Origin of the sequence: Flavobacterium sp. LMO8, from assembly GCF_009495755.1 — a bacterium.
Lineage (GTDB): Bacteria > Bacteroidota > Bacteroidia > Flavobacteriales > Flavobacteriaceae > Flavobacterium.
Genome location: NZ_WIBJ01000004.1, coordinates 1 through 20817, shown reverse-complemented (window position 1 = coordinate 20817; position 20817 = coordinate 1). Strand labels below are relative to the sequence as shown.

At 32.2% G+C, this 20817-nt stretch carries 18 protein-coding genes and 1 pseudogene; 8 read left to right on the top strand and 11 right to left on the bottom strand.

Going from position 1 to position 20817, the window contains the following annotated elements; genetic code table 11:
- Positions 1-116: 116 nt before the first annotated feature.
- Complete coding sequence (locus GFJ94_RS00270) at positions 117-824, top strand: bifunctional 2-polyprenyl-6-hydroxyphenol methylase/3-demethylubiquinol 3-O-methyltransferase UbiG (RefSeq protein ID WP_153199274.1); 708 nt, start codon at positions 117-119, stop codon at positions 822-824.
- A gap of 168 nt (positions 825-992) precedes the next feature.
- Here GFJ94_RS00270 and GFJ94_RS00265 read toward each other — a convergent pair whose 3' ends face one another.
- On the bottom strand, positions 993-1625 hold the full coding sequence (locus tag GFJ94_RS00265; RefSeq protein ID WP_153199272.1) for a 7-carboxy-7-deazaguanine synthase QueE: 633 nt from the start codon (positions 1623-1625) through the stop codon (positions 993-995).
- 142 nt (positions 1626-1767) lie between these two features.
- On the opposite strand from GFJ94_RS00265, the gene GFJ94_RS00260 reads away from it, so the two are divergent.
- From GFJ94_RS00260 to GFJ94_RS00250, 3 genes are read left to right on the top strand one after another with little or no spacing between them, the layout of a single operon-like run.
- Complete coding sequence (locus tag GFJ94_RS00260; protein ID WP_153199270.1) at positions 1768-3285, top strand: helicase HerA-like domain-containing protein; 1518 nt, start codon at positions 1768-1770, stop codon at positions 3283-3285.
- Entirely contained in the window at positions 3285-3692 is a 408-nt protein-coding gene (locus GFJ94_RS00255; protein WP_153199268.1) for a hypothetical protein, read from the top strand. The genes GFJ94_RS00260 and GFJ94_RS00255 overlap by 1 nt, the downstream gene beginning before the upstream one ends.
- On the top strand, positions 3692-4057 hold the full coding sequence (locus tag GFJ94_RS00250; RefSeq protein ID WP_153199266.1) for a cupin domain-containing protein: 366 nt from the start codon (positions 3692-3694) through the stop codon (positions 4055-4057). The genes GFJ94_RS00255 and GFJ94_RS00250 overlap by 1 nt, the downstream gene beginning before the upstream one ends.
- On the opposite strand, the gene GFJ94_RS00245 is transcribed toward GFJ94_RS00250, so the two are convergent.
- The 3 genes from GFJ94_RS00245 to GFJ94_RS00235 form a co-directional block, all read right to left on the bottom strand.
- Positions 4054-5274 carry a hypothetical protein gene (locus GFJ94_RS00245; RefSeq protein ID WP_153199264.1) on the bottom strand — a complete coding sequence of 407 codons (1221 nt, stop codon included), beginning with the start codon at positions 5272-5274 and terminating at the stop codon, positions 4054-4056. The genes GFJ94_RS00250 and GFJ94_RS00245 overlap by 4 nt on opposite strands.
- Positions 5258-7777: a DUF2339 domain-containing protein gene (locus tag GFJ94_RS00240; protein ID WP_153199262.1), complete on the bottom strand. Its 2520-nt coding sequence runs from the start codon at positions 7775-7777 to the stop codon at positions 5258-5260. Before GFJ94_RS00240 ends, GFJ94_RS00245 begins: the two co-directional genes overlap by 17 nt.
- Positions 7778-7864: 87 nt before the next feature.
- Complete coding sequence (locus GFJ94_RS00235) at positions 7865-9205, bottom strand: NAD(P)/FAD-dependent oxidoreductase (protein ID WP_153199260.1); 1341 nt, start codon at positions 9203-9205, stop codon at positions 7865-7867.
- A 148-nt stretch (positions 9206-9353) separates the two neighbouring features.
- Here GFJ94_RS00235 and GFJ94_RS00230 point away from each other — a divergent pair, with 148 nt between their 5' ends.
- The 4 genes and pseudogenes from GFJ94_RS00230 (at position 9354) to GFJ94_RS00215 (ending at position 13145) form a co-directional block, all read left to right on the top strand.
- Positions 9354-9989: a flavin reductase family protein gene (locus GFJ94_RS00230; protein ID WP_153199258.1), complete on the top strand. Its 636-nt coding sequence runs from the start codon at positions 9354-9356 to the stop codon at positions 9987-9989.
- A pseudogene (locus GFJ94_RS00225) lies at positions 9989-10120 on the top strand (DUF2256 domain-containing protein); the annotation flags it as partial. The gene GFJ94_RS00230 and the pseudogene GFJ94_RS00225, both read left to right, overlap by 1 nt.
- 187 nt (positions 10121-10307) lie before the next feature.
- Positions 10308-11612, top strand: a complete 1305-nt coding sequence (locus GFJ94_RS00220; protein ID WP_153199254.1) for a DASH family cryptochrome — start codon at positions 10308-10310, stop codon at positions 11610-11612.
- Entirely contained in the window at positions 11613-13145 is a 1533-nt protein-coding gene (locus GFJ94_RS00215) for a cryptochrome/photolyase family protein (protein ID WP_153199252.1), read from the top strand.
- On the opposite strand, the gene GFJ94_RS00210 is transcribed toward GFJ94_RS00215, so the two are convergent.
- From GFJ94_RS00210 to GFJ94_RS00180, 7 genes are all read right to left on the bottom strand, one after another.
- Positions 13140-13778 carry a hypothetical protein gene (locus GFJ94_RS00210; protein WP_153199250.1) on the bottom strand — a complete coding sequence of 213 codons (639 nt, stop codon included), beginning with the start codon at positions 13776-13778 and terminating at the stop codon, positions 13140-13142. The genes GFJ94_RS00215 and GFJ94_RS00210 overlap by 6 nt on opposite strands.
- Before the next feature lie 52 nt (positions 13779-13830).
- The gene (locus GFJ94_RS00205) at positions 13831-14406 is read right to left on the bottom strand and encodes an NUMOD4 domain-containing protein (protein WP_153199248.1); all 576 of its coding nucleotides are present in this window, start codon (positions 14404-14406) and stop codon (positions 13831-13833) included.
- A gap of 69 nt (positions 14407-14475) precedes the next feature.
- On the bottom strand, positions 14476-15552 hold the full coding sequence (locus GFJ94_RS00200) for an agmatinase family protein (protein WP_153199246.1): 1077 nt from the start codon (positions 15550-15552) through the stop codon (positions 14476-14478).
- Positions 15553-15651: 99 nt separating this feature from the next.
- On the bottom strand, positions 15652-17748 hold the full coding sequence (locus GFJ94_RS00195; protein WP_153199245.1) for a T9SS type A sorting domain-containing protein: 2097 nt from the start codon (positions 17746-17748) through the stop codon (positions 15652-15654).
- A gap of 79 nt (positions 17749-17827) precedes the next feature.
- Positions 17828-19108, bottom strand: coding sequence for a kynureninase (gene kynU / locus GFJ94_RS00190; RefSeq protein ID WP_153199243.1), 1281 nt, complete (start codon positions 19106-19108; stop codon positions 17828-17830).
- Positions 19109-19245: 137 nt separating this feature from the next.
- On the bottom strand, positions 19246-20295 hold the full coding sequence (queA, locus tag GFJ94_RS00185; RefSeq protein WP_153199241.1) for a tRNA preQ1(34) S-adenosylmethionine ribosyltransferase-isomerase QueA: 1050 nt from the start codon (positions 20293-20295) through the stop codon (positions 19246-19248).
- Positions 20296-20470: 175 nt separating this feature from the next.
- A partial coding sequence (locus GFJ94_RS00180; protein ID WP_153199238.1) for a T9SS type A sorting domain-containing protein occupies positions 20471-20817 on the bottom strand: 347 nt, incomplete at its 5' end.

The following is a 20817-nucleotide window of genomic DNA, read 5'->3' as shown; positions in this document are numbered from 1 at the left end:
AATTTGTTTTTTTATTACTTCAAATAAATTAATTTAATTAATTAAAGTGTTACAAATTATATATTCTTCATAAATTTAAAAGTTTTTTACATTTTTTAAATTATTAAAGCCAAAACATGAAAGACCTTTTCGGAAAAGCCATTTTAGATTACCAAACGAATAATTCTCCCGAAGACTTAATCACCGAAACTTCTATTTCGGAAGCGGATGAAATGAGCGTTGCCTATTTGTTTCGTGATTTTAAAGAGATGCCAAAAATGGAACAAAAAGCATTGCAATTGGCAAAAGGAAAAGTGTTAGATGTAGGTTGCGGAGCGGGAAGTCATGCTTTGTATTTACAAGAAAAAGGTTTTGATGTAACCGCCATTGATATTTCGAAAAATGCAATTAAAGCTTGTGAATTAAGAGGTTTGAAAAATCGTAAAATTTCGGATGTTTTGGATTTAAATACTTCTGAAAAATTCGACACCATTCTACTTTTAATGAATGGAACTGGAATTTTCGGAAAAATGAATCACATCCCGACCTTTTTACAAAAATTGAAATCGCTTTTAAAAGAAGGCGGGCAAATTTTAATTGATAGTTCGGACTTGATTTATATGTATGACCAAGACGAAGATGGCGCTTACGAAGTTCCAGCCAATGGGTATTATGGCGAATTAACGTTCACCATTCAATATAAAGGAGAAACCGAAGATACTTTTGATTGGTTATATTTGGATTATAATACTCTACAAAACGCCGCAATTGCAAATGGTTTGAAATGTGAATTGATTTTAGAAGGCGAGCATTTTGATTACTTGGCGAAGCTTACTCATCTTTAATTGGAAACACATAGTCACATATGATTTTCTTTATACTGAAAAGGCGTTTCACTTTACATAGCAATCAATAGTGAGATTTAAAAACAGAAACACAGATTAAAGAAATTAAATGAATTTTTAAAATTTCTTTAATCTGTGTTCCGAAAAAAATTGAATTTGAAATTTTCGTTATGGAATATTCAAATATTTATGTGTTTGCAACGAAACTCTCCATTTCGGGTTATTCATTACATAATCAACTATTAAAGGCGTCATCTCTTCTTTTTTTCTCCATTCGGGTTGTAAAAAAAGAATAGCATTTGGATTTACTTTTGCTGCTTGCTCTTCAGCAAAAATGAAATCGTGTTTGTTGTAGATAATTACTTTTAATTCGTTGGCAATATCATATGCACTTTGAACGGGTAATTTATTTTTCTTTGGAGACAAACAAAACCAATCCCAACTTCCTGTTACTTCATAAGCTCCCGAAGTTTCAATATGCACTTTTAAATTTTGCTCTTTTAACTTAGAAGTCAATAAAGTCATATCCCAAGTTAAAGGTTCTCCACCAGTAACAACAACGGTGTCGGCGTATTTTTTGGCATTGGCAACAATTAAATCGGTATTCGTTGGCGGATGTAACTCCGCATTCCAACTTTCTTTTACATCACACCAATGACAACCTACATCGCAACCGCCAATTCGTATAAAATAAGCAGCTGTTCCTGTATGATATCCTTCCCCTTGAATGGTATAAAACTCCTCCATTAAAGGCAACATTTCGCCTTTTTCAACCGCTAATTGTGTTTCTTTTTGTAACATCTTAAAACTAAAATAGTGGGCAAAGATACAACTTGGAAGTTAGAATTTTGAAATAAGAAGTTAGAATTTTAAAATAGGGCTTTAAATTGTCCTTGAAATTTCTTCGGATTTTAACTACATTTGAAATTCAAAATACATAAAAATGAGCAAGACAGAAGATTTTAGCAAACATATAAACGAAGGATATACTTGTAAAGGAGAATTTATCACATTAGGTGGTGGGATTTTAGATGGTGAAGCCGTTCCAAATACGCATGTTAAAATACCTCTAAAAACATTAAACCGTCATGGATTAATTGCAGGAGCAACTGGAACCGGAAAAACCAAAACTATTCAGGTGTTATCTGAACAATTATCGCAAAATGGAATTCCGGTTTTAATGATGGATATCAAGGGAGATTTCTCAGGAATTGCGATGCCTGGAGAAGAAAAATCGTTTATTACAGAACGCCATCAAAAAATAACCATTCCATACGAAACTAAATCATTTCCTGTTGAATTAATGACCATTTCAGAACAAAATGGAGTTCGATTACGCGCAACTGTTTCTGAATTTGGACCGGTATTATTTTCCCGAATTTTAGATTTAAATGATACTCAATCTGGAATTGTTTCTATTATTTTTAAATATTGCGATGATAATAGTTTACCCCTTTTAGATTTAAAAGACTTTAAAAAAGTATTACAATACGCAACAGAAGACGGAAAAGCAGAATTTGAAGGCGAATATGGCAGAATTTCAACCAGTTCTACAGGTTCAATTTTAAGAAAAATTATTGAACTTGAACAACAAGGTGCTGCATTATTCTTTGGTGAAAAATCATTCGATATTCAAGATTTAATGCGAATTGACGAAAACGGAAATGGCTACGTTAACATCATGCGATTGACCGATATTCAAGACAAACCAAAATTATTTTCGACTTTCATGCTAAGTTTATTAGCCGAAATTTACAACACCATGCCAGAACAAGGTGATGCTGGACGACCAGAATTAGTAATTTTTATAGATGAAGCGCATTTGATTTTTGATGAAGCCAGCAAAACATTACTAAATCAAATTGAAACCATTGTAAAATTAATCCGTTCTAAAGGAATTGGAGTGTATTTCATTACGCAAAACCCAATGGATGTCCCTACAGGAGTTTTAGCGCAATTAGGTTTAAAAATTCAGCATGCTCTAAGAGCTTTTACTGCAAATGACAGAAAAGCGATTAAAATGACAGCAGAAAATTATCCGGAAACTGAATTTTACAAAACAGACGAAGTGTTAACTTCATTAGGAATTGGAGAAGCTTTTGTTACGGCTTTAAGTGAAAAAGGAACACCAACACCATTAGTAGCCACCATGTTGCGAGCACCAATGAGTAGGATGGATGTTTTAACAGATAGTGAAATTGATTTAAATATTTCAAAATCGAAATTGGCTAAAAAGTATAATGAAGAAGTAGACAGAGAAAGTGCCTACGAATTATTGAATAAAAAAATTGCAGCCGCACAAGAAGTTGCTGTTGAAAAAGAGGAAGTAAAACCAACAAGAAAAACAAAACAAGAGCCTAGCACAGCTGAAGTAATAGGAAAATCGGTTACTAAAGTGGTTACAAGTGCTACTTTTATTCGTGGTGCATTTGGTTTATTAATGAAGATGTTTAAGAAATAATGACCAAAATAAAGTTTACAGAATTAGGTTTTAAAAAAAATCTAGACTCTTTAATTGTCATTCTAGGAATTGTTTGCTTAATAATTGGGCTTATAGCTGTATTTGGATTTCTAAACCATAGACTTTCTGGATTAGCTGGTTTTTCGGCTGTTTTAACTACATTTCCACAGCTTAAAACCTATTTTTACAAAAACTATTTTCTATGGAACAAAAGAGGTGGAACCATAAAAATTAATTCGAAAAGCAAATCAATAGTTTTTAAAGAAATAGCATCTTATTCAATAGAGAATGATAAATTAATCATTTTAAAAAAGAACAAAACACAACTTGATTTTCCGCTAAACGATATTGATAAAGACGACATTGAAAAAATAGAAGAAATTTTAAAAAGCCTTATTAAAATATAATGAAAAAATATTTCATACAAAAATCGCCATTCATAGTCCCAACTACAGATGGCAAATTAATTGAAGAGCATCATGGATTGGCGACTACAAATAATTCAGCGATTTCGATTGCTCACATGATTGCGCCTCCTGGATGGAGTGAACCTTTTCAAACTCCTGAATTTGATGAATATACGTATATCATAAAAGGGAAAAAACAATTTATCATTGAGGATGAAACGATAGTTTTAGAAACAGGTCAATCGATTAAAATTGAGAAAAATACTCGCGTTCAATATTCCAATCCATTTGATGAACCTTGCGAATATTTGGCGATTTGTACACCAGCTTTTAGTATGGATATGGTGAATAGAGAAGAAAATTAGTCTTTCTTCTCTACCTCTTTTAATAATCCTAAAGCAAAATAACTAATTATTAATCCGGCTACAATAATTGCTGTCCACAAAAACCATTTGGTTTGCCAGAAAAGTTGGATTTGCTCTACTTTAGAGAATGATTTAATTGGCTTGAAATTTTCAATAGTAACGACTTCTAACATTTCATTTTCTTTTGGAAGAAAATTAACAATGTCGTAATTAGGTTTTTCAAGTTTATTAGAAACCGCAATTTCATACTTTTCACCTTGTTCAAGATTCGCTAAAATATATTTTGACGTTTGGAATAATTGTAGTTTTTCAATTTCTAAAGGCGGATTATCTTGATTATCGATTTCGATTATGAATTCATTTTCGAAAATTTCTGGAAATTCAAAACTGGTTTTCATTTTTGAATTCAATACAAAAGTGAAGAGTTCTACTTGATATTTTTCTATTTTGTTTTTTACTTTTCGTTCACGATTAACTAAAATTCGAGCGGTTCTAAAATACAAATCGGAACGAATATAGAAATCTAATCTTGAAATTAACTGAGGTTTTTCGAAGGAAACTAGAATCAAAGATTTCTTTTTTGAATTATCTGCTATGATTTTTTGATTAAAATTTTTCAATTCTAGTTGCGCTACATAATTGACTTTCGATTGATAAATTCCGAAATTCTTGCATTCAATTGGCAAACTTACTTTATTGTTTAAATCCAATTTCAAAAACTTGTAATTGTTTAATGGCAATACAATCGCTTTTTCAACTTGCTGCAATTTTGGATCCACAAAATTAGTTAGTAAATGATTTTGAACCAATCCAAACCATTCTTTTCCATCATTACTCCCAAAAACATTGACTAATTTTGAAACCGAAGAATTAGAAACCATAATAAACAATTCGTTCAACTGCTGTTCTTTCACATTAGAAACCACAATAGAAGTCACAGAATCATTTTTAGTTTTGGAAACCAATGGGAAACTAACAAATGACTTTTCAATAGTTTCAGGAATCGAATACACCGCATACGGAACTTCTGCTCTTGATTTTTTATTGGCAACTCTAATAAAATTGGTGTTGTTTTCTGCTTCTGAAATAACTTCAGGCGAAAGCAAAACTAATTGTAAACCTGATTTTTTCACGTTATTAATTTCACCAATTGTAGCTTCTTGAGCATTTATGAATTGGACTAAAAAAAGAATAACTAAACTAATTACTTGCTTCATCTGAACTAGTATTTTGAGTTTCATCTACCACTAATTTTTTGATTTTTTGATACACAAACGAGATAATCAAAATCAAAACTCCTAACAATATAAATGCAATGATTTTACCTGTTTCAGAAACATTATTGATATCATAAACGAATAATTTTACAATCGTTAATCCTAATAACGAAAGTGCAATGATTCGCAATTGTTTCCATTGTTTTTTGATACCGAAAATCAACAACGCAAACGATAAAATTCCCCACAAAATCGGATATCCAATTTTAATGACTTGTACTTTTATGATATTCAATTTACCTTGAACATTGTATTCGTCCATTCGGAACGTTTCTTTTGGTAAATCAGAACCTTTAAAATCTTCATCGATTTGTTGTAAAACCGTTGCCGATTCTACTTCAAATAAATTATGCACAATTAATTCGTTACTCAAAATGTAAACTCCACAAAAGACCAAAAGCCAAAGAGCAATTTTAGATTTTAAAAAGGCGATATGTGCTTTATTTAAAATTTGATTGGCTAAAATCGTAACATAATAAATTAAACAACCCAAAATAATGTAATGGAAATTAAACGCTATTGACGAATTCCAGTTTTTGGTAATATTCCAAAGTACTTCTTTTGATGGAATGTTGTACCACCAAACTACATATAAAGCAATGTTGACCATAGCTAAAATTGTTGCTAATTTTTGCACCAATTCTTCTTTTGATTTTAATCCGAAGTAAATAAATACCGTACTAAAAATAAAATGATACCCAACCGATAACGACAACTCAGATGATGAATTTTCTAAATTTTGTCCCGATTGATGGATGATTTCAAAAATCCCAACAAAATAGCCATGAATTAAAGCAACCCAAGTAATTCCGTTACGATAAAAAACAGGATCAAAATCGATTTTAAAAATGGATGTGGATTCGTTTTCCTTTTTCAATAAGAAATAAGTTGCAATTAATGAAGCTACGACTACAATTCCGGTGATGAATATTGGATTTAATAAAATAGAAAGTTCGCTGTTCGAAAAACGATATTGTTTATCCCAATCAATAATCAAACTAATAATTGACAAAAACTGTACAACCATTGCGCCCAATTTAAACAAACTGATTTTGGATTTTTGCGACAACCAAAACAATAAAACTGCTTCGGCAGCCCAGAATAACGTAATTTGATTACCTTCGAATTGAATTGGAATCGTTAATGTTACAAACGTTAATACCAAACCAATTAACAAATACACGGCATTTTTATCCAATCCAAATTTCTTGAATAAAATAGTAGCGTAAATTAAATTGTAAATGGCTAATGATAATGTAAATAATCCTTTGAATTCGATTCCCCAATTATGTAAAATCCCCATTCCTAAACCAAAATACACAAACGTATTGGCCACAACCATGAAATAATCTAAAGTAGAAAATTCTCCTTTTCGTCTTACGTTGTTTAAAACGGCAACCACACTGAAAATAAAATAATATAAAGTTGCAAAAGCTAAAGCACCTTGATGTGGTAATTTGTCATCGTTTAATTCTTTGAAATACCAAGAAAAGAAAAGTAGATTAGTAAATACGAAAGATAATATGGTAACTAAATTCCATTTTTTATAGTAGGCAATTCCAAGAATACCGATGTTTAAAATAGCGATGTAAGTAAACAAAACTACATAATTTCCAGCTCCAGTACTTACCATAAAAGGAACTGCAAAACCACCAATTAAAGACAAAACCGCTAATTCTTGTCGGTTATAAGCAACCGAAACAAACGTACTAAAAGCGGTAATTACTACCATAATTGCAAAAGCAACCGTTTGACTAAACAAATGATAATCATGAAAAGCAATTGCAATTGTAAAATAGAAAATACTAATGGCACCCGCCACCATAACCGAACTAAATGCTTGGTAGTTTTTCTTTAATTTATGAGCCACACCCATAACCAATGAACCTGCTAAAATTCCGATTCCTACGCGAGCGGTTTCGTTAATCCATTCTTTATCGATAGCATATTTTACAAAGAAACTAATTCCTAAAACCAAAATTAAAATTCCAATTTTATTGATTAGATTTTCTCCAATGAATTTTTCTAAATCGGGATTGTTTTCTTTGAATGTTTCAAACCATGATTTTTCAGGTTCTCTTGGAATAACTGGTTCAATTTTTTCTACTTGTGGAATTATTTCTTCTCTAATCTCTTCTTTAACCGATTCTACAACAGGAATAATTTCAGGTGTTTTCTCTACAACTTTTTCAATAATTTCAATTGACTTTTCGTCTGATTTTTCTTCCACAACTGGCTTAGGAACCGGAATCGATTCTTTGCGAATATCTGTAGCAACTTTTGAAATGTCATGAACCGATTTAGAACTGAAATCGTTCTTCAATTCATTGATTTTTTCGTGTAAGCGATAAACAGTATCTTGAAGTTGTTGAAACTTTGAATTAATGTTGGTTAAAAGAATAATCACGATAACCAAAATGGCAAGTAATAAAATAGTTTCCATGAGAGTGCATATTTTGTCAATTTCAAAGATAAACTATTTTGTAAGAAAAAAATCCAAATTTCAAATTAATGAAACTTGGATTTTATTTTATTGAAGTAATTCTAAAATTCGGTTTTCAACTTGTTCCGAATTCCAAATCTCTTCTATATTTTCTAATCGTAAGACTTCTTGCATAATTTCATTTTGAAAATCACCTATTGCTAAAGCTTCAGAATAAGGTTGTAAACTAAAAGTTACTCTACTATATAATGGCATCCATTTTTCTGGGTGCTTGTCGGAAAACCATTTTTCTATTTTCTTTTGCAATAAAAAATTAGCATCCGCAGTTTTGGCGCTCATTTCTTCAAAATTTCTTCTGGAAAGTTCGGCAATGGCATCTGCATTAGGTTTTCTTGAAATTTCGTATTCTTTAAAAATTCTATCCCAATCATCGCCATATTGTTGCATTAATTCATTCAGAATGGTGATATCCTCAAAACCTGCATTCATTCCGTGACCGTAAAACGGCACAATCGCATGCGCTGAATCACCAATTAAAGCAATTTTATCATTAAATGTCCAAGGGAAACATTTCATAATCGCCAAATAACTATTCGGATTTCTGAAAAAATCACGCACTAAATCTGGAATTACGTCTTTTGTGTCTGGGAAATAAGTCGCGAAAAACAAAACTAATTTTTCTTCGTTGGTTAACGATTCAAACGAATTTTCGCCTTCAATTGGCATGAACAAAGTACAAGTAAACGAATTATCTAAATTAGCCAATCCCATCAACATGAAATTTCCTCTTGGCCAAATGTGTAACGAATGAATATCAATTTTTGGAGAACCATCTGCATTGGCTGGAATATGCAATTCTTTATAACCAATTTTCATGAATTCTTGCGAATAATCAAACATTGATTGACGTTGCATTCTGTGTCGAATTCTCGAGAAAGCACCATCGGCTCCAAAAACTTTATCATATTTTAACTCGGTCCAAGCTCCTTGTTCTGTTTCACCTTCCCACAAAGTTGCTGTGGCTAATGTTACATCCCAAATTTTACGTTCAAAGAAAAATTCCACACCTTCAGCTTCAGCCAAATCGACCATTTTTCTATTCAAAACGCCTCTTGACAATGAAAAAATAGCTTCTCCTTCTTTTCCGTAATATTGATAATTCAGTTTTCCATCTTGTAAATGGATAGCTCTTTTATCCACTGGAATTCCGATTTTTCTAATTTCCTCATCTAAACCCACATCTTCCAATGCTTTCCAACCACGATTTGACATCACCAAATTAATGGAACGACCCGAAAACTCAACCGTTCTAATATCGGGACTTCTGTCGTAAACATGTACTGTATGTCCTGCTCTTTTTAAATAGATTGCCAATAAAGTTCCTACTAATCCAGAACCTACAACAGCAATTTTCTGTGGCGTTTGCATGAAATTTTTGTAAAAATTTGGACTACAAAAATACGCAATTATAAATTTTAATCCCTGACTTTTCTTAGATTTTTCAATTTGAAAAGAATTTTTGTTTAATTATTTTTAATATTAGTTAAACAAAATGTATTTTTGAATAAAAATTGCTATGCGAAAGATAACGAAAGACGAATTGTTTTATATGTCCAAAGTGCCACGACTGAACTTAGTGAATTGTGTCACGGGTTACAAATCGGCAAATTTAATAGGAACAGTTTCAACTGAAGGAGTTTTAAATGTTGCCATTTTTAGTAGTGTTACTCATTTAGGAAGCGAACCACCTTTATTGGGATTCATTTTAAGACCCACGACGGTTCCAAGAGACACTTATAAAAATATAAAAGAATCCGGATTCTTTACTGTAAATCATATTACCAAAGAAATGATTGCTGATGCACATCATACGTCTTCGAGTTATGACGAACACATTTCAGAATTTGATAAAACCAATTTAGAGTCTGAATTTATTGACAATCACAAAGTACCTTTCGTAAAAGGAAGTCCGGTGCAATTACTTTGTAAATATGTGAGCGAATACAAAATTGAAGAAAACGACTGCATTCACATCATTGCATCAATTGAAACCATTTATGCAGACGAAAAACTCTTTCACGATGATAATTGGATGCAATTGGACAGAGGAAATGTAATCGCTATAAACGGTTTAGATGGTTATGCTGTTCCAAAATTAGCAGATAGATTTCATTATGCGCGACCAGATAAACCTTCAACTTCAATGCTATAATGGCGCATAAAAAAGTAAATCTTCCTGAAAAAATCTGTAAAACCTGTCAACGTCCTTTTTCTTGGCGAAAAAAATGGGAGAAAAACTGGGAAGAAGTTATCTATTGCAGTGATAAATGCAGAATGAATAAAAATGCCAAAAATCAAGTTCAAGGTCAATCCCGAAGTTTCGGGACAAAATCAAACAATTAAAATAAGGAACACAGCTTTAAGAAATAAGAGAAATCTTAAAATCTTTTATGAACTTTTTCACAAAGTTATTCCGCAAAGAAAACTTATGTGACTTATATGTTTTAAAATAAGTTTTAAAAATAACACAATGAACGGACTAATATGGTTTAGAAACGATTTGCGCACGATTGACAATCATTCGTTGTACAATGCTTGTAGAGAAAATGAAAAAGTAATTGGTATTTATTGCTTAGATCCAAGACAACTCGAAACAACTCAATATAGTTTTAAGAAAACAGAAAAATTTAGAACGCAATTTCTTTTAGAAACTTTAACCGAATTACAAGAAAATTTAGCTGATAAAAATATCACATTATTAGTTTATTACGGTTATCCCGAACAATTGATTCCTGAAGTTGCAGCCAAATATCAAATTGATTCGATTTACATCCAAAACGAATGGACGCAGGAAGAAGTAGATGTAGAAAATGAAGTTCGCAATTTAATTCCAGCTGTGAATTGGAAAACGTATTACGACCAATTCTTATTTCATCCTGATGATGTTCCATATGAAGATTGGGAGAAAATTCCAGAAGTTTTTACTGAATTTAGAAAGCAATTGGAAAAGAAAATTCGAGTGAGACCAACAGTTGCCATTACAGCAAAACCAATTTCGAATCTAATTGAAGAAAAAACAAGTATTCCAACTCTAGAAGGTTTAGGATTTGACTCCGAAGCTTCGGAGTTCAAGCAACCAAACAAAACCGCTTTTCCTTTTAAAGGCGGTGAAAATCAAGCTAAAGAGAGAATTAAAGAATATTTTTGGGATACCAAAAAATTAGCCGTTTACAAGAAAACTCGAAATGGTTTAGTTGGAAAAGATTACAGTTCAAAACTTTCGGCTTGGTTGGCAAATGGTAGTATTTCTGCAAGAATGATTTATTGGGAAGTGCATCAATTTGAGAAAAAAGTAGTCAAAAACGAAGACACCTATTGGTTAATTTTCGAGTTGATCTGGCGCGATTATTTCAAATACATTTCGCTGAAACACGGCAACAAAATTTTTCAATTGAACGGGATTTTACAAAAAGAATACAATTGGAACCAAAATACAAAAGCCTTCAATCAATGGATAAACGGAACCACTCCAGAACATTTTGTCAATGCCAACATGATTGAATTGCAAAAAACAGGTTGGATGAGCAATCGTGGTCGTCAAAATGTAGCAAGTTATTGGGCAAAAGAATTGGAACAAGATTGGCGTATTGGCGCTGCCTATTTCGAAAGTATACTGATTGATTACGATGTGCACAGCAATTATGGTAATTGGATTTACAACTCTGGTGTTGGCAACGATCCAAGAGATAGAAAATTTAACATCAAACGTCAAGCGGAAATGTATGATGCCGATGGAAAATTTCAAAAAATATGGTTAATTCCTGAATTATTTTAGATGAAAACACTTCGATTACTTTTGGGCGACCAACTCAATTCTCAGCATTCTTGGTTTGAAGAAGTCAATCCGAATGTGGTTTATGTAATTGCAGAAATGCGTCAGGAAACAGATTATGTGAAACATCATATTCAAAAAGTCGTGGCGTTTTTTCTTTCGATGCGAAATTTTTCAGAGGAATTGATGAAAAAAGGCCATCAAGTTGTTTATTATAAAATTTCTGATGCTAATAATCCACAAGATTTAGAAAAATTGATTTTGGATTTGATTGCTGAAAATAAAATCGAGCAATTTGAATACCAATTTCCAGATGAATATCGCTTGGACGAACAATTGAAATCCATTTGCAAAAAACTTGCTATTCCAAAAATAGAAGTAGACTCTGAACATTTTTATACTTCCAGAAATGAATTAGCGGATTTTTTCAAAGGGAAAAAGCAACTTTTGATGGAAAGTTTCTATCGCATGATGCGTAAAAAACACGATGTTCTAATGGTCGGCGATCAACCGTTAGACGGAAAATGGAATTTTGACCACAACAACCGCAATCAATATAAAAACGAAGTTCCGATTCCGTTTCCTTTGGAATTTCATAAAAATGTGAGTGAAATTGTTGCCGAAATTGAAAGACAAAACATCTCCACATTTGGAAGTATTGATGCAGAAAATTTCAATTGGCCGACTTCAAGAAACGAAAGTTTGCAATTGATTGACTATTTCTGTGAGCATTTGTTGGCGCATTTTGGAACGTATCAAGATTCGTTATTTTCTGGACATAAATTTCTGTTTCATTCGCGTTTGTCATTTGCGATGAATTCTAAAATGATTAGCCCGAAAGAAGTGGTGGATACTGTGACTTCTTACTATTACCAAAATCAAGAAACCATTGAATTGGCACAAGTTGAAGGTTTTGTGCGACAAATTATTGGTTGGCGCGAATATATCAGAGGAATTTATTGGAAAGAAATGCCAAATTATGCCCAAATGAACGCATTGGAAAACTACAATCCGCTACCTGATTTCTTTTGGACCGGAAAAACTAAGATGAAATGCATGCAACATTCGATTTCCCAAAGTTTATCGGAAGCGTATGCACATCATATTCAGCGTTTGATGGTGATTGGGAATTTTTCTTTGTTAGCCCAATTGCATCCTGATGAAGTTGACGCTTGGTATTTAGGCGTTTACATCGATGCAATTGAATGGGTTGAAATGCCTAATACTCGTGGCATGAGTCAATATGCTGATGGTGGCATTGTGGCTACAAAACCGTATGTTTCTTCGGGAAGTTACATTAATAAAATGAGCAATTATTGTGGCAGCTGCCATTACAACATGAAAGAGAAATTGGACGAAAAAGCCTGTCCGTTTAACAGTTTGTATTGGCATTTTTTAGACGAGAAAAAGCAGCATTTTGCCAATAATCAAAGAATGAGTATGATGTTAGCCTTACTCAGAAAAATGAAACCTGAAGAATTAGCGGCTACAAAAGAAAAAGCGATTTCGATTTTGGAGGATTTAGGGAGTTTATAGTTTAATTTTAAATTCCTCAGGTGTACTTGGATTTTCATTGTAATCGTACCAGATATACAAATTTGCAGTATCGTTTTTGTAATCAACTTTTATCGAATCAATATCTTCAAAATTTAAATTTTGATTCTTATATTGTTTTTCAAAAATCCCAAATTTCTTATAAACTTTAATTCTTGGAGGTGCCATAACCCCAACAAAACTGCTTTGAATTCTTAATTTATTATCTTCATAATAAATTTTATCGACTGGATTAAATAATTGTCCGATTAGAGAAACTACAATTATAAAACAAATCATAGGAATTAAAACTAATCCAAAAAATAGGATAGGGAAAAAACTTAAAAAAGCGAAATAATATTTTTCGACTTTATTTAAAACCGATTTTTGAGCAATAAGATTGTAAAAAATACCAATAAAAATTGAAATTATAATTACAATTCGACTAGTCCAAATTCCTCTTAAACTATAATCAATAAAAACAAAAGACAATGATAAAACAAATGTAAAATAGTGTAAATATTTTAAATATCTCGATGTAAATTCAGAAAATCTAAATTGATTTTTCTTCCAAAACTTCAAAGAGTATGCGTAACTACCCGTAATTATTAAAAATAAAAAACCTAATTCTACCATTTATTAAGAATTCAAAGACAATATTAAACTAAACGTCTAAATAAAAATACAATTATACTTGTATATGTCCCCAATTTTCACCCCATTTGATACGGTAAATTTGCATTTCAGAAACGTTAAATTCTTTTGCGGTTTTTCTGACGCTGAATTTATCTCCTTGTCGTTTCATTTTTAACTTAATTCGCATTACTTGAGTAGAGGTTAATTTTCTACCATCGCGTTTAATGTTATCTTCTTGAAATTTTTTAAAAGCCGCTTTTACTGCAGGACTTTTGTGACCATGAGCACGCATTTCTTCATAAGTTGCCCATTTTAGATTATACAATTGATTGTTCATTTTGTCATAATCTAAATGTAAAACGTACTCTTGATCTTCACTTTCTTTTGGCAAAAAAAGTTCTGCTACCATTTTATGAATGGAATGAGAATAGTATTTTTTTTCACCGTTACAAATTCTAACATAACGTAAAAAAAGAAAACCTTCAGTAGGAGCACCTTTTAGAATTTTTCCATTTTCAATTGTATCAGTAAAACTTTTAAGTCTACCATAATTAGAAACAGCATATCTAACCTTACCCGGAACTTCTATTGGATATTCTCTCCATTGTTCAATTACAAAGTGACTCATATTTTTGTCTTTAAATAAATTAAGGGCGTATTATTTAAGACTTTCGTCTGATTTAATGCAAGATATAAATTATTTATTAAACTTGATTTTGTTTCCCACATTCATTTTTTGAGATTTGGCAAAAGCACCACACATGTGGAATAACATTCTTGCTCCTACGTTTCCGTCCCAATCGTCTTTACCAGGAGCTACTTCTACTAAATCAAATCCGATGATTTCTTTATTGGTTTCCTCTAAGCGACTAAACAAATATGCAGCTTGCTCAAATGAAAATCCACCCGGAACTGGAGTTCCTGTATTTGGACAATACCAAGGATACATTCCGTCAATATCAAAAGAAATACAAACTTTTTCTGGTAACGATGCGATAATTTGGTCGCATTGTTGTTGCCATGTTTTTCCTTCGAAAGCTTCTTGTTTTAAATCGCTATCCGTATGAACTAAAACTCTATCTTTCAAAGCTACTTCTACTTCTTGCTCACAGAAATCACGAATTCCTACTTGCACAATTTTAGAAATTTGCGGAATTTGTAGGGCATTATACATGATAGAAGCGTGCGAATAGGTAAACCCTTCGTAAGCAATACGTAAATCCATATGCGCATCTAAATGTAAAATTCCGAAGTTGTCATATTTGGTTGCTAAAGCTTGATAATAGCCTAATGGTGTTGAATGATCACCTCCTAGAAGTACTACTTTTTTGCCTTTGTTTATCCAATTAAGCGTTTGCTCACGAACGGCTTCCACCATATCAGAACAAGCATAATTAATCTCTTCTAAATCTTTAGTTAATGATGGATGATGATCTAAAATCATTCCACTTTCTAAAGCTTTTATGATTGGAGCGGCTTGCTTCTTGAACTTTTTTGATTTCTTTTTTAACTCTTTTGGGGCTTTATCTAAATAAATACCTAATTTCCATAATTCAGGAAATTCTTGGTGATTTAAATCTACTTGAAAAGAAGCATCTAAAACCGCATCTGGTCCTTTAGAAGCACCTGCACCATAACTAACTGTAACTTCCCAAGGCACCGGAATTACAATGATTTCACTTTGCTCTGCCGAAAATGGCAATCCAAAAATAGTAGCATCGGCTAACCCAGGTTGTGAAGGGTCAAAATTTTCTAAAATTTGATCTTTAGTCATGACTTTAATGTATTACAGTTATACAATACAAAGATAATTTATTTTAACAAAAAAAGCCGAACAAGAATGCTCGGCATTTACTATTTATTTTAAAAAAATTTATTGTTTCACAAATTTGTGAGATGCCTTAGAGTTTAAGAAATAGACCATATAAACACCATTCGCTAAGTTTGAAATATCAATTGTTGACTCATTTGTAATTAGATTTTTACCTATTACTCTTTGCCCTAACATATTGTAAATTTCAATTTCTTCATTTTCAAAATTTTCACCTTTAATTGTTATTGAAGTTGACGCTGGATTTGGATAGATACTAAAGTTATTTTTTATAACATCATCGACTCCTAAACTTGACTCTACAACTAAATTAAAATTGCAATTTACTGAAGCACCGCTAGTAGCAGTCATCGTAATTACATGTGTTCCAACACCAACAACTGATCCAATTGGTGGATTTTGTGTTACAACCGCATCACAGTTAGAATTGATTGCATTTGCTAAACTTGCAAAACTAGGAAGTGTATAATTTCCTGAAACATCTGCATTTACAGTTTGTGTACCAGGACAGTTGATTCTTAAAGCTATTGCAGGCATTACATAACCTTTTGCAGTATATTCTTCCGTCATAACTTTAATATCTGCACAACTATAATTCATATCTATAGCGGCTTGTCTAACAGCAATAGCTGCATTTTGTTGATTTGTTGTACTATTTGTCAATGCTAAACCTTCAAGAAAAGCAGTATCCGTTTTTTCTCTACCTAATCTGTCCCAAATTTTCATGTTAACAGTTGCCCAAATTTGACCATCTGTATGAACTTGATTAACTAAACCACCTGGATATAATGCAGCATAATTAGTAGTTCTGCCTCCCCAACAAGCATTATGGCCATCCCAATTAAACATCCAATGATAAGCTGCATCTGATGAATTCCATTGATTTGGTAAAGCTCTACTATGAGACTGTGCCCAATAATCACCAGTTCCTTCGCTTAAACCATTTACTTGTGACAATGAACCTCCGGTTAACCAATCATGTAATCCGTGACCTAATTCATGCCAAATTACATCACCATCTTCTCCATCATCAACACATCCTTCACCAAAAGCCAAATCATTCCCAGCACTAGAATATCTTGAATTATCAGCACCATTTTGACCAGATGGATCAAACCAAAGTATCCCAGCATTTCTAAAAGGACGACAATTAACCCCTAATGTTTCATTTATATAACGTAAACTATTATCTAAACTATAAAAAACATTTGCTGCTTCAAAACCATCTGCATTTCTTGTGAATAAAAAATTAGGAGTTGCTTGCGTGAACAATCCTTTATTTGGATTTTCAATATTTTTTATTTCTACATAAGAACTTTTCAAAAGATAAGTCCCCGCTGTATTTTCAACTTCTGGAAGATTAACTAAAACACGTTGTGCATTTAATTCTGCTGTATCTGTATCTCCTTGTCCATTACCATCTGTATAATTTCCACCATAAGCAACTCTAGCTGAAGATAAAGGATCCGAAAGAAATACCATAGCAGTACCAGATTCAAAAGCTAATGTAGAATTTGTTTCCTTAGGCATAAAGAATTTTGATTTTCCTGATGTTTTAGTTGCGTGTTGGTGGCTTGAAGTGCATTCTGTACCGCAATTAATTGAAATATCTTTTACGCTCAAAACTGAACCATTCATCGCGTCGATGATAACCTCCCATGAACCTGGTTTTTCCTCAAAATTAGTTACTGTTCTATAAACTAATATAGTAGATTCTAATTTATTATAAACAACCAAATTTGATTCTTGAACAGAAACCATACCAGATACACCAATTTCTTTATCGGCAATTTCAATTGCTCTTTCATTAGAAATCTGAGGTGTAGTGTTAATTCGAACAATCTCTTTTGTAATGTTGTGATCTGAAAAAGAAATTTCTCCAGAAGGATTAAAATGTACTACAATTTCCGTATCAAAAACTGGAACATTATTAACCATTTGCTGAAAACGTAATGTTTCCCCTGAAATACTTTTACGTACAAAACGTAAATTAATATCAGAATCTGAATTCACTTTTATTTCTTTAAAATTGGATTTAATCCATTGTTTCGCCACGTTTTCTTTATCAGAAACTTGGGCAACTAATAATTGTGAAACTCCAATAAAAGAGAACACAAGTGTAAGTAATTTTTTCTTCATTTTATGTTTTTGATTATAAGGTTATTACAAATTAAGTGAAAAAAATATAACAAAACTCAAAAAAAATGTTAAAAATTTACTATTTACTCAAAATAGATTGTTTTAAAATTTGCCCAAATTCATACATATCTTCAAATGAACAATAGAATGGCGCTGGCGCTAAGCGAATAACGTTTGGTTCTCTCCAATCGGTAATAACTCCGTTTCTCATTAGCTTTTCAAACAATTCTCGTCCTTGCCCGTGAAGATAAACAGATAATTGACAACCGCGTTCTTCTTGATTAGCTGGTGTTAAAATTTCAAAATCAGCACCTTCTAATTCTTTGTCGATTTCATGTAGCACAAATTCTAAATAAGAGGTAATTAGATTTCGTTTTGCAATTAATTTATCCATCCCAACTTCTGCAAACATTTCTACAGAAGCTAAATAAGGAGCTAAAGACAAAATTGGTAAATTACTAATTTGCCAACCGTCTGCTCCGTGAACAGGTTCAAAATCAGGCTCCATTTTAAAACGTCGTTCTTTGTTGTGACCGTACCAACCTGCGAAACGCTTTAATTCTTTATCGTTATGGTGCTTTTCATGAACAAAGAATCCCGAAGCGTTTCCTGGCCCTGAATTCATATATTTATAACTACACCAAGCAGCGAAGTCTACATTCCAATCGTGTAATTCTAATTTGATATTTCCGGCAGCGTGCGCTAAATCCCACCCTACGTATGCTCCGTGTTTTTGACCTGCAGCTGTAATGGTTTTCATATCAAACACTTGACCAGTGTAATAATTAACTCCGCCAATTAAGACCAAAGCCAATTCACTTCCTACTTCCTCAATCTTAGCTAAAACATCTTCTAAACGGATATTAGCTTCCCCATCTCTGCGTTTGATTTCAACAATTGCCTCTTTGGGATCAAAACCGTGAAATTTTACTTGACTTTGAAACATGTATTGATCACTTGGAAAGGCTTTTTCTTCACAAATGATTTTATACTTATGAGATGTTGGATTGTAAAACGACACCATTAACAAATGTAAATTCACTGTTAAAGTATTCATTACTCCTACTTCTGTTGGTTTAGAACCAACAATTCTGCTTAATGGAACCGCGAAACGTTCTTGATAATCCCACCAAGGTTTGTCGGCATAAAAATGACCTTCTACTGCTAAATTTGCCCAATCTGCCATTACTTCATCTACATAAGATTTTGTTCTTTTAGGTTGTAATCCTAAAGAATTTCCTGTAAAATAAATCACTTGTTTTCCGTTTACATGCGGAAAATGAAATTCATCTCTATATTTTCTCAATTCATCTTGAGCGTCTAAACTTTGTGCGAATTCGCGAGTATTTTGAAAAGTCATTTGTTTGGTTGTTTGGAAAACAAAAGTAGTTAAAAGTTACAAAGTGTCAAAGTGATAAAAAATATGAAAATTGGATTTCAGATTTAGAACGAAAAGTAAAATAAAAATCTCAACCTTTCGATTGAGATTTTTAAAAACTATATGATTAACATCGCGTCTCCGTATGAGTAAAAACGATATTTTTCTTTAATTGCTTCTTCGTAAGCTTTCTTCATTAAATCGTGACCACAAAAAGCAGAAATCATCATTAATAAAGTTGATTTTGGTGTATGGAAATTAGTAATCATACAATCTGCAAGACTAAAATCGTAAGGTGGGTAAATAAATTTATTAGTCCAGCCTGTATAAGGATTTAAAGTTCTTTGAGAAGAAACCGAACTTTCCATAGCTCTCATAGCTGTAGTTCCAACACAACAAACCTTTTTCTTTTTAGCTTTTGCGTTGTTTACAATATCACAAGCTTCTTGAGAAATAATCATTTCCTCCGAATCCATTTTGTGTTTTGATAAATCTTCTACCTCAACTGGATTAAAAGTTCCTAAACCTACGTGTAATGTAACCTCGGCAAAATCAACACCTTTAATTTCTAAACGTTTTAATAAGTGTTTAGAAAAGTGTAAACCAGCTGTTGGTGCAGCTACTGCTCCTTCTACTTTTGCGTAAATAGTTTGGTAACGTTCTGCATCTTCTGGAGTAACTTCTCTTTCAATGTATTTTGGAATTGGAGTCTCTCCTAATTCTACTAATTTTTCTCTGAATTCTTCATACGAACCATCATATAAGAAACGTAAAGTTCTTCCACGAGAAGTTGTATTGTCAATAACTTCAGCTACTAACGAATCGTCATCACCAAAGTACAATTTATTTCCGATACGAATTTTACGTGCTGGATCTACTAAAACATCCCATAAACGTTGTTCTGCATTTAATTCTCTTAATAAGAAAACCTCAATACGAGCACCTGTTTTTTCTTTATTTCCGTATAAACGTGCTGGAAAAACTTTTGTATTATTTAACACCATTACATCGCCATCATCAAAATAATCGATAACGTCTTTAAATAATTTGTGTTCGATAGTATTAGTTTTTCTGTTAACCACCATTAAACGAGATTCGTCACGGTTTTCCGTTGGAAACTCAGCTAATAATTCATTTGGTAAATTGAAACTGAAATGAGATAATTTCATTTGAAATTGTTTAAGTGTTTAAAAGTTTAAGTGTTTAAGAATTGCTTTTCATCAAACACAAAAAATTAGTATGCAAATATACGATTATGAAATAGGCGTTGTCAAGTAAAAAGCAGTTTATTTTAAAAATCCCACTGTTTACTGAACAACGCCCAAATCAAAACTAAAAAACTAACTACTTAATTACAATTTTCTTAGTAGCAATATTGTTATCGATATCTTGAATTCTTACCATATACATTCCAGCAGCTAAATCAGAAACATTGATTTGTTTTTGATTAGACGATAGTACTTTTTGACCTTGAATATTATAAATTTCTACAGATTGTAACTCTAAAGCGGTTTCAATGTTTAAAATATCGTTTACAGGATTTGGATATAAGGCAACTTCTAAATTGTTTTGAGAGAAATCTGAAGTAGACAAAGTGTTGTTTGTGTATAAGCTAGAAATTTCTGTTGCGTTTAAAGCGTAATTGTAAATTTTTAGGTCGTCAATTGCGCCATTAAAATAGTTATAACCAT

Coding starts and splice junctions, on each gene's coding strand:
- GFJ94_RS00235 (WP_153199260.1), bottom strand. CDS start 9,205: ATGCAAACGCCACAGAAAATTGCTGTTGTAGGTTCTGGATTAGTAGGA.
- GFJ94_RS00200 (WP_153199246.1), bottom strand. CDS start 15,552: ATGACTAAAGATCAAATTTTAGAAAATTTTGACCCTTCACAACCTGGG.
- GFJ94_RS00255 (WP_153199268.1), top strand. CDS start 3,285: ATGACCAAAATAAAGTTTACAGAATTAGGTTTTAAAAAAAATCTAGAC.
- GFJ94_RS00220 (WP_153199254.1), top strand. CDS start 10,308: ATGAACGGACTAATATGGTTTAGAAACGATTTGCGCACGATTGACAAT.
- GFJ94_RS00205 (WP_153199248.1), bottom strand. CDS start 14,406: ATGAGTCACTTTGTAATTGAACAATGGAGAGAATATCCAATAGAAGTT.
- GFJ94_RS00270 (WP_153199274.1), top strand. CDS start 117: ATGAAAGACCTTTTCGGAAAAGCCATTTTAGATTACCAAACGAATAAT.
- GFJ94_RS00245 (WP_153199264.1), bottom strand. CDS start 5,274: ATGAAGCAAGTAATTAGTTTAGTTATTCTTTTTTTAGTCCAATTCATA.
- GFJ94_RS00195 (WP_153199245.1), bottom strand. CDS start 17,748: ATGAAGAAAAAATTACTTACACTTGTGTTCTCTTTTATTGGAGTTTCA.
- GFJ94_RS00265 (WP_153199272.1), bottom strand. CDS start 1,625: ATGTTACAAAAAGAAACACAATTAGCGGTTGAAAAAGGCGAAATGTTG.
- queA (WP_153199241.1), bottom strand. CDS start 20,295: ATGAAATTATCTCATTTCAGTTTCAATTTACCAAATGAATTATTAGCT.
- GFJ94_RS00250 (WP_153199266.1), top strand. CDS start 3,692: ATGAAAAAATATTTCATACAAAAATCGCCATTCATAGTCCCAACTACA.
- GFJ94_RS00210 (WP_153199250.1), bottom strand. CDS start 13,778: ATGGTAGAATTAGGTTTTTTATTTTTAATAATTACGGGTAGTTACGCA.
- GFJ94_RS00215 (WP_153199252.1), top strand. CDS start 11,613: ATGAAAACACTTCGATTACTTTTGGGCGACCAACTCAATTCTCAGCAT.
- GFJ94_RS00230 (WP_153199258.1), top strand. CDS start 9,354: ATGCGAAAGATAACGAAAGACGAATTGTTTTATATGTCCAAAGTGCCA.
- GFJ94_RS00240 (WP_153199262.1), bottom strand. CDS start 7,777: ATGGAAACTATTTTATTACTTGCCATTTTGGTTATCGTGATTATTCTT.
- GFJ94_RS00260 (WP_153199270.1), top strand. CDS start 1,768: ATGAGCAAGACAGAAGATTTTAGCAAACATATAAACGAAGGATATACT.
- kynU (WP_153199243.1), bottom strand. CDS start 19,108: ATGACTTTTCAAAATACTCGCGAATTCGCACAAAGTTTAGACGCTCAA.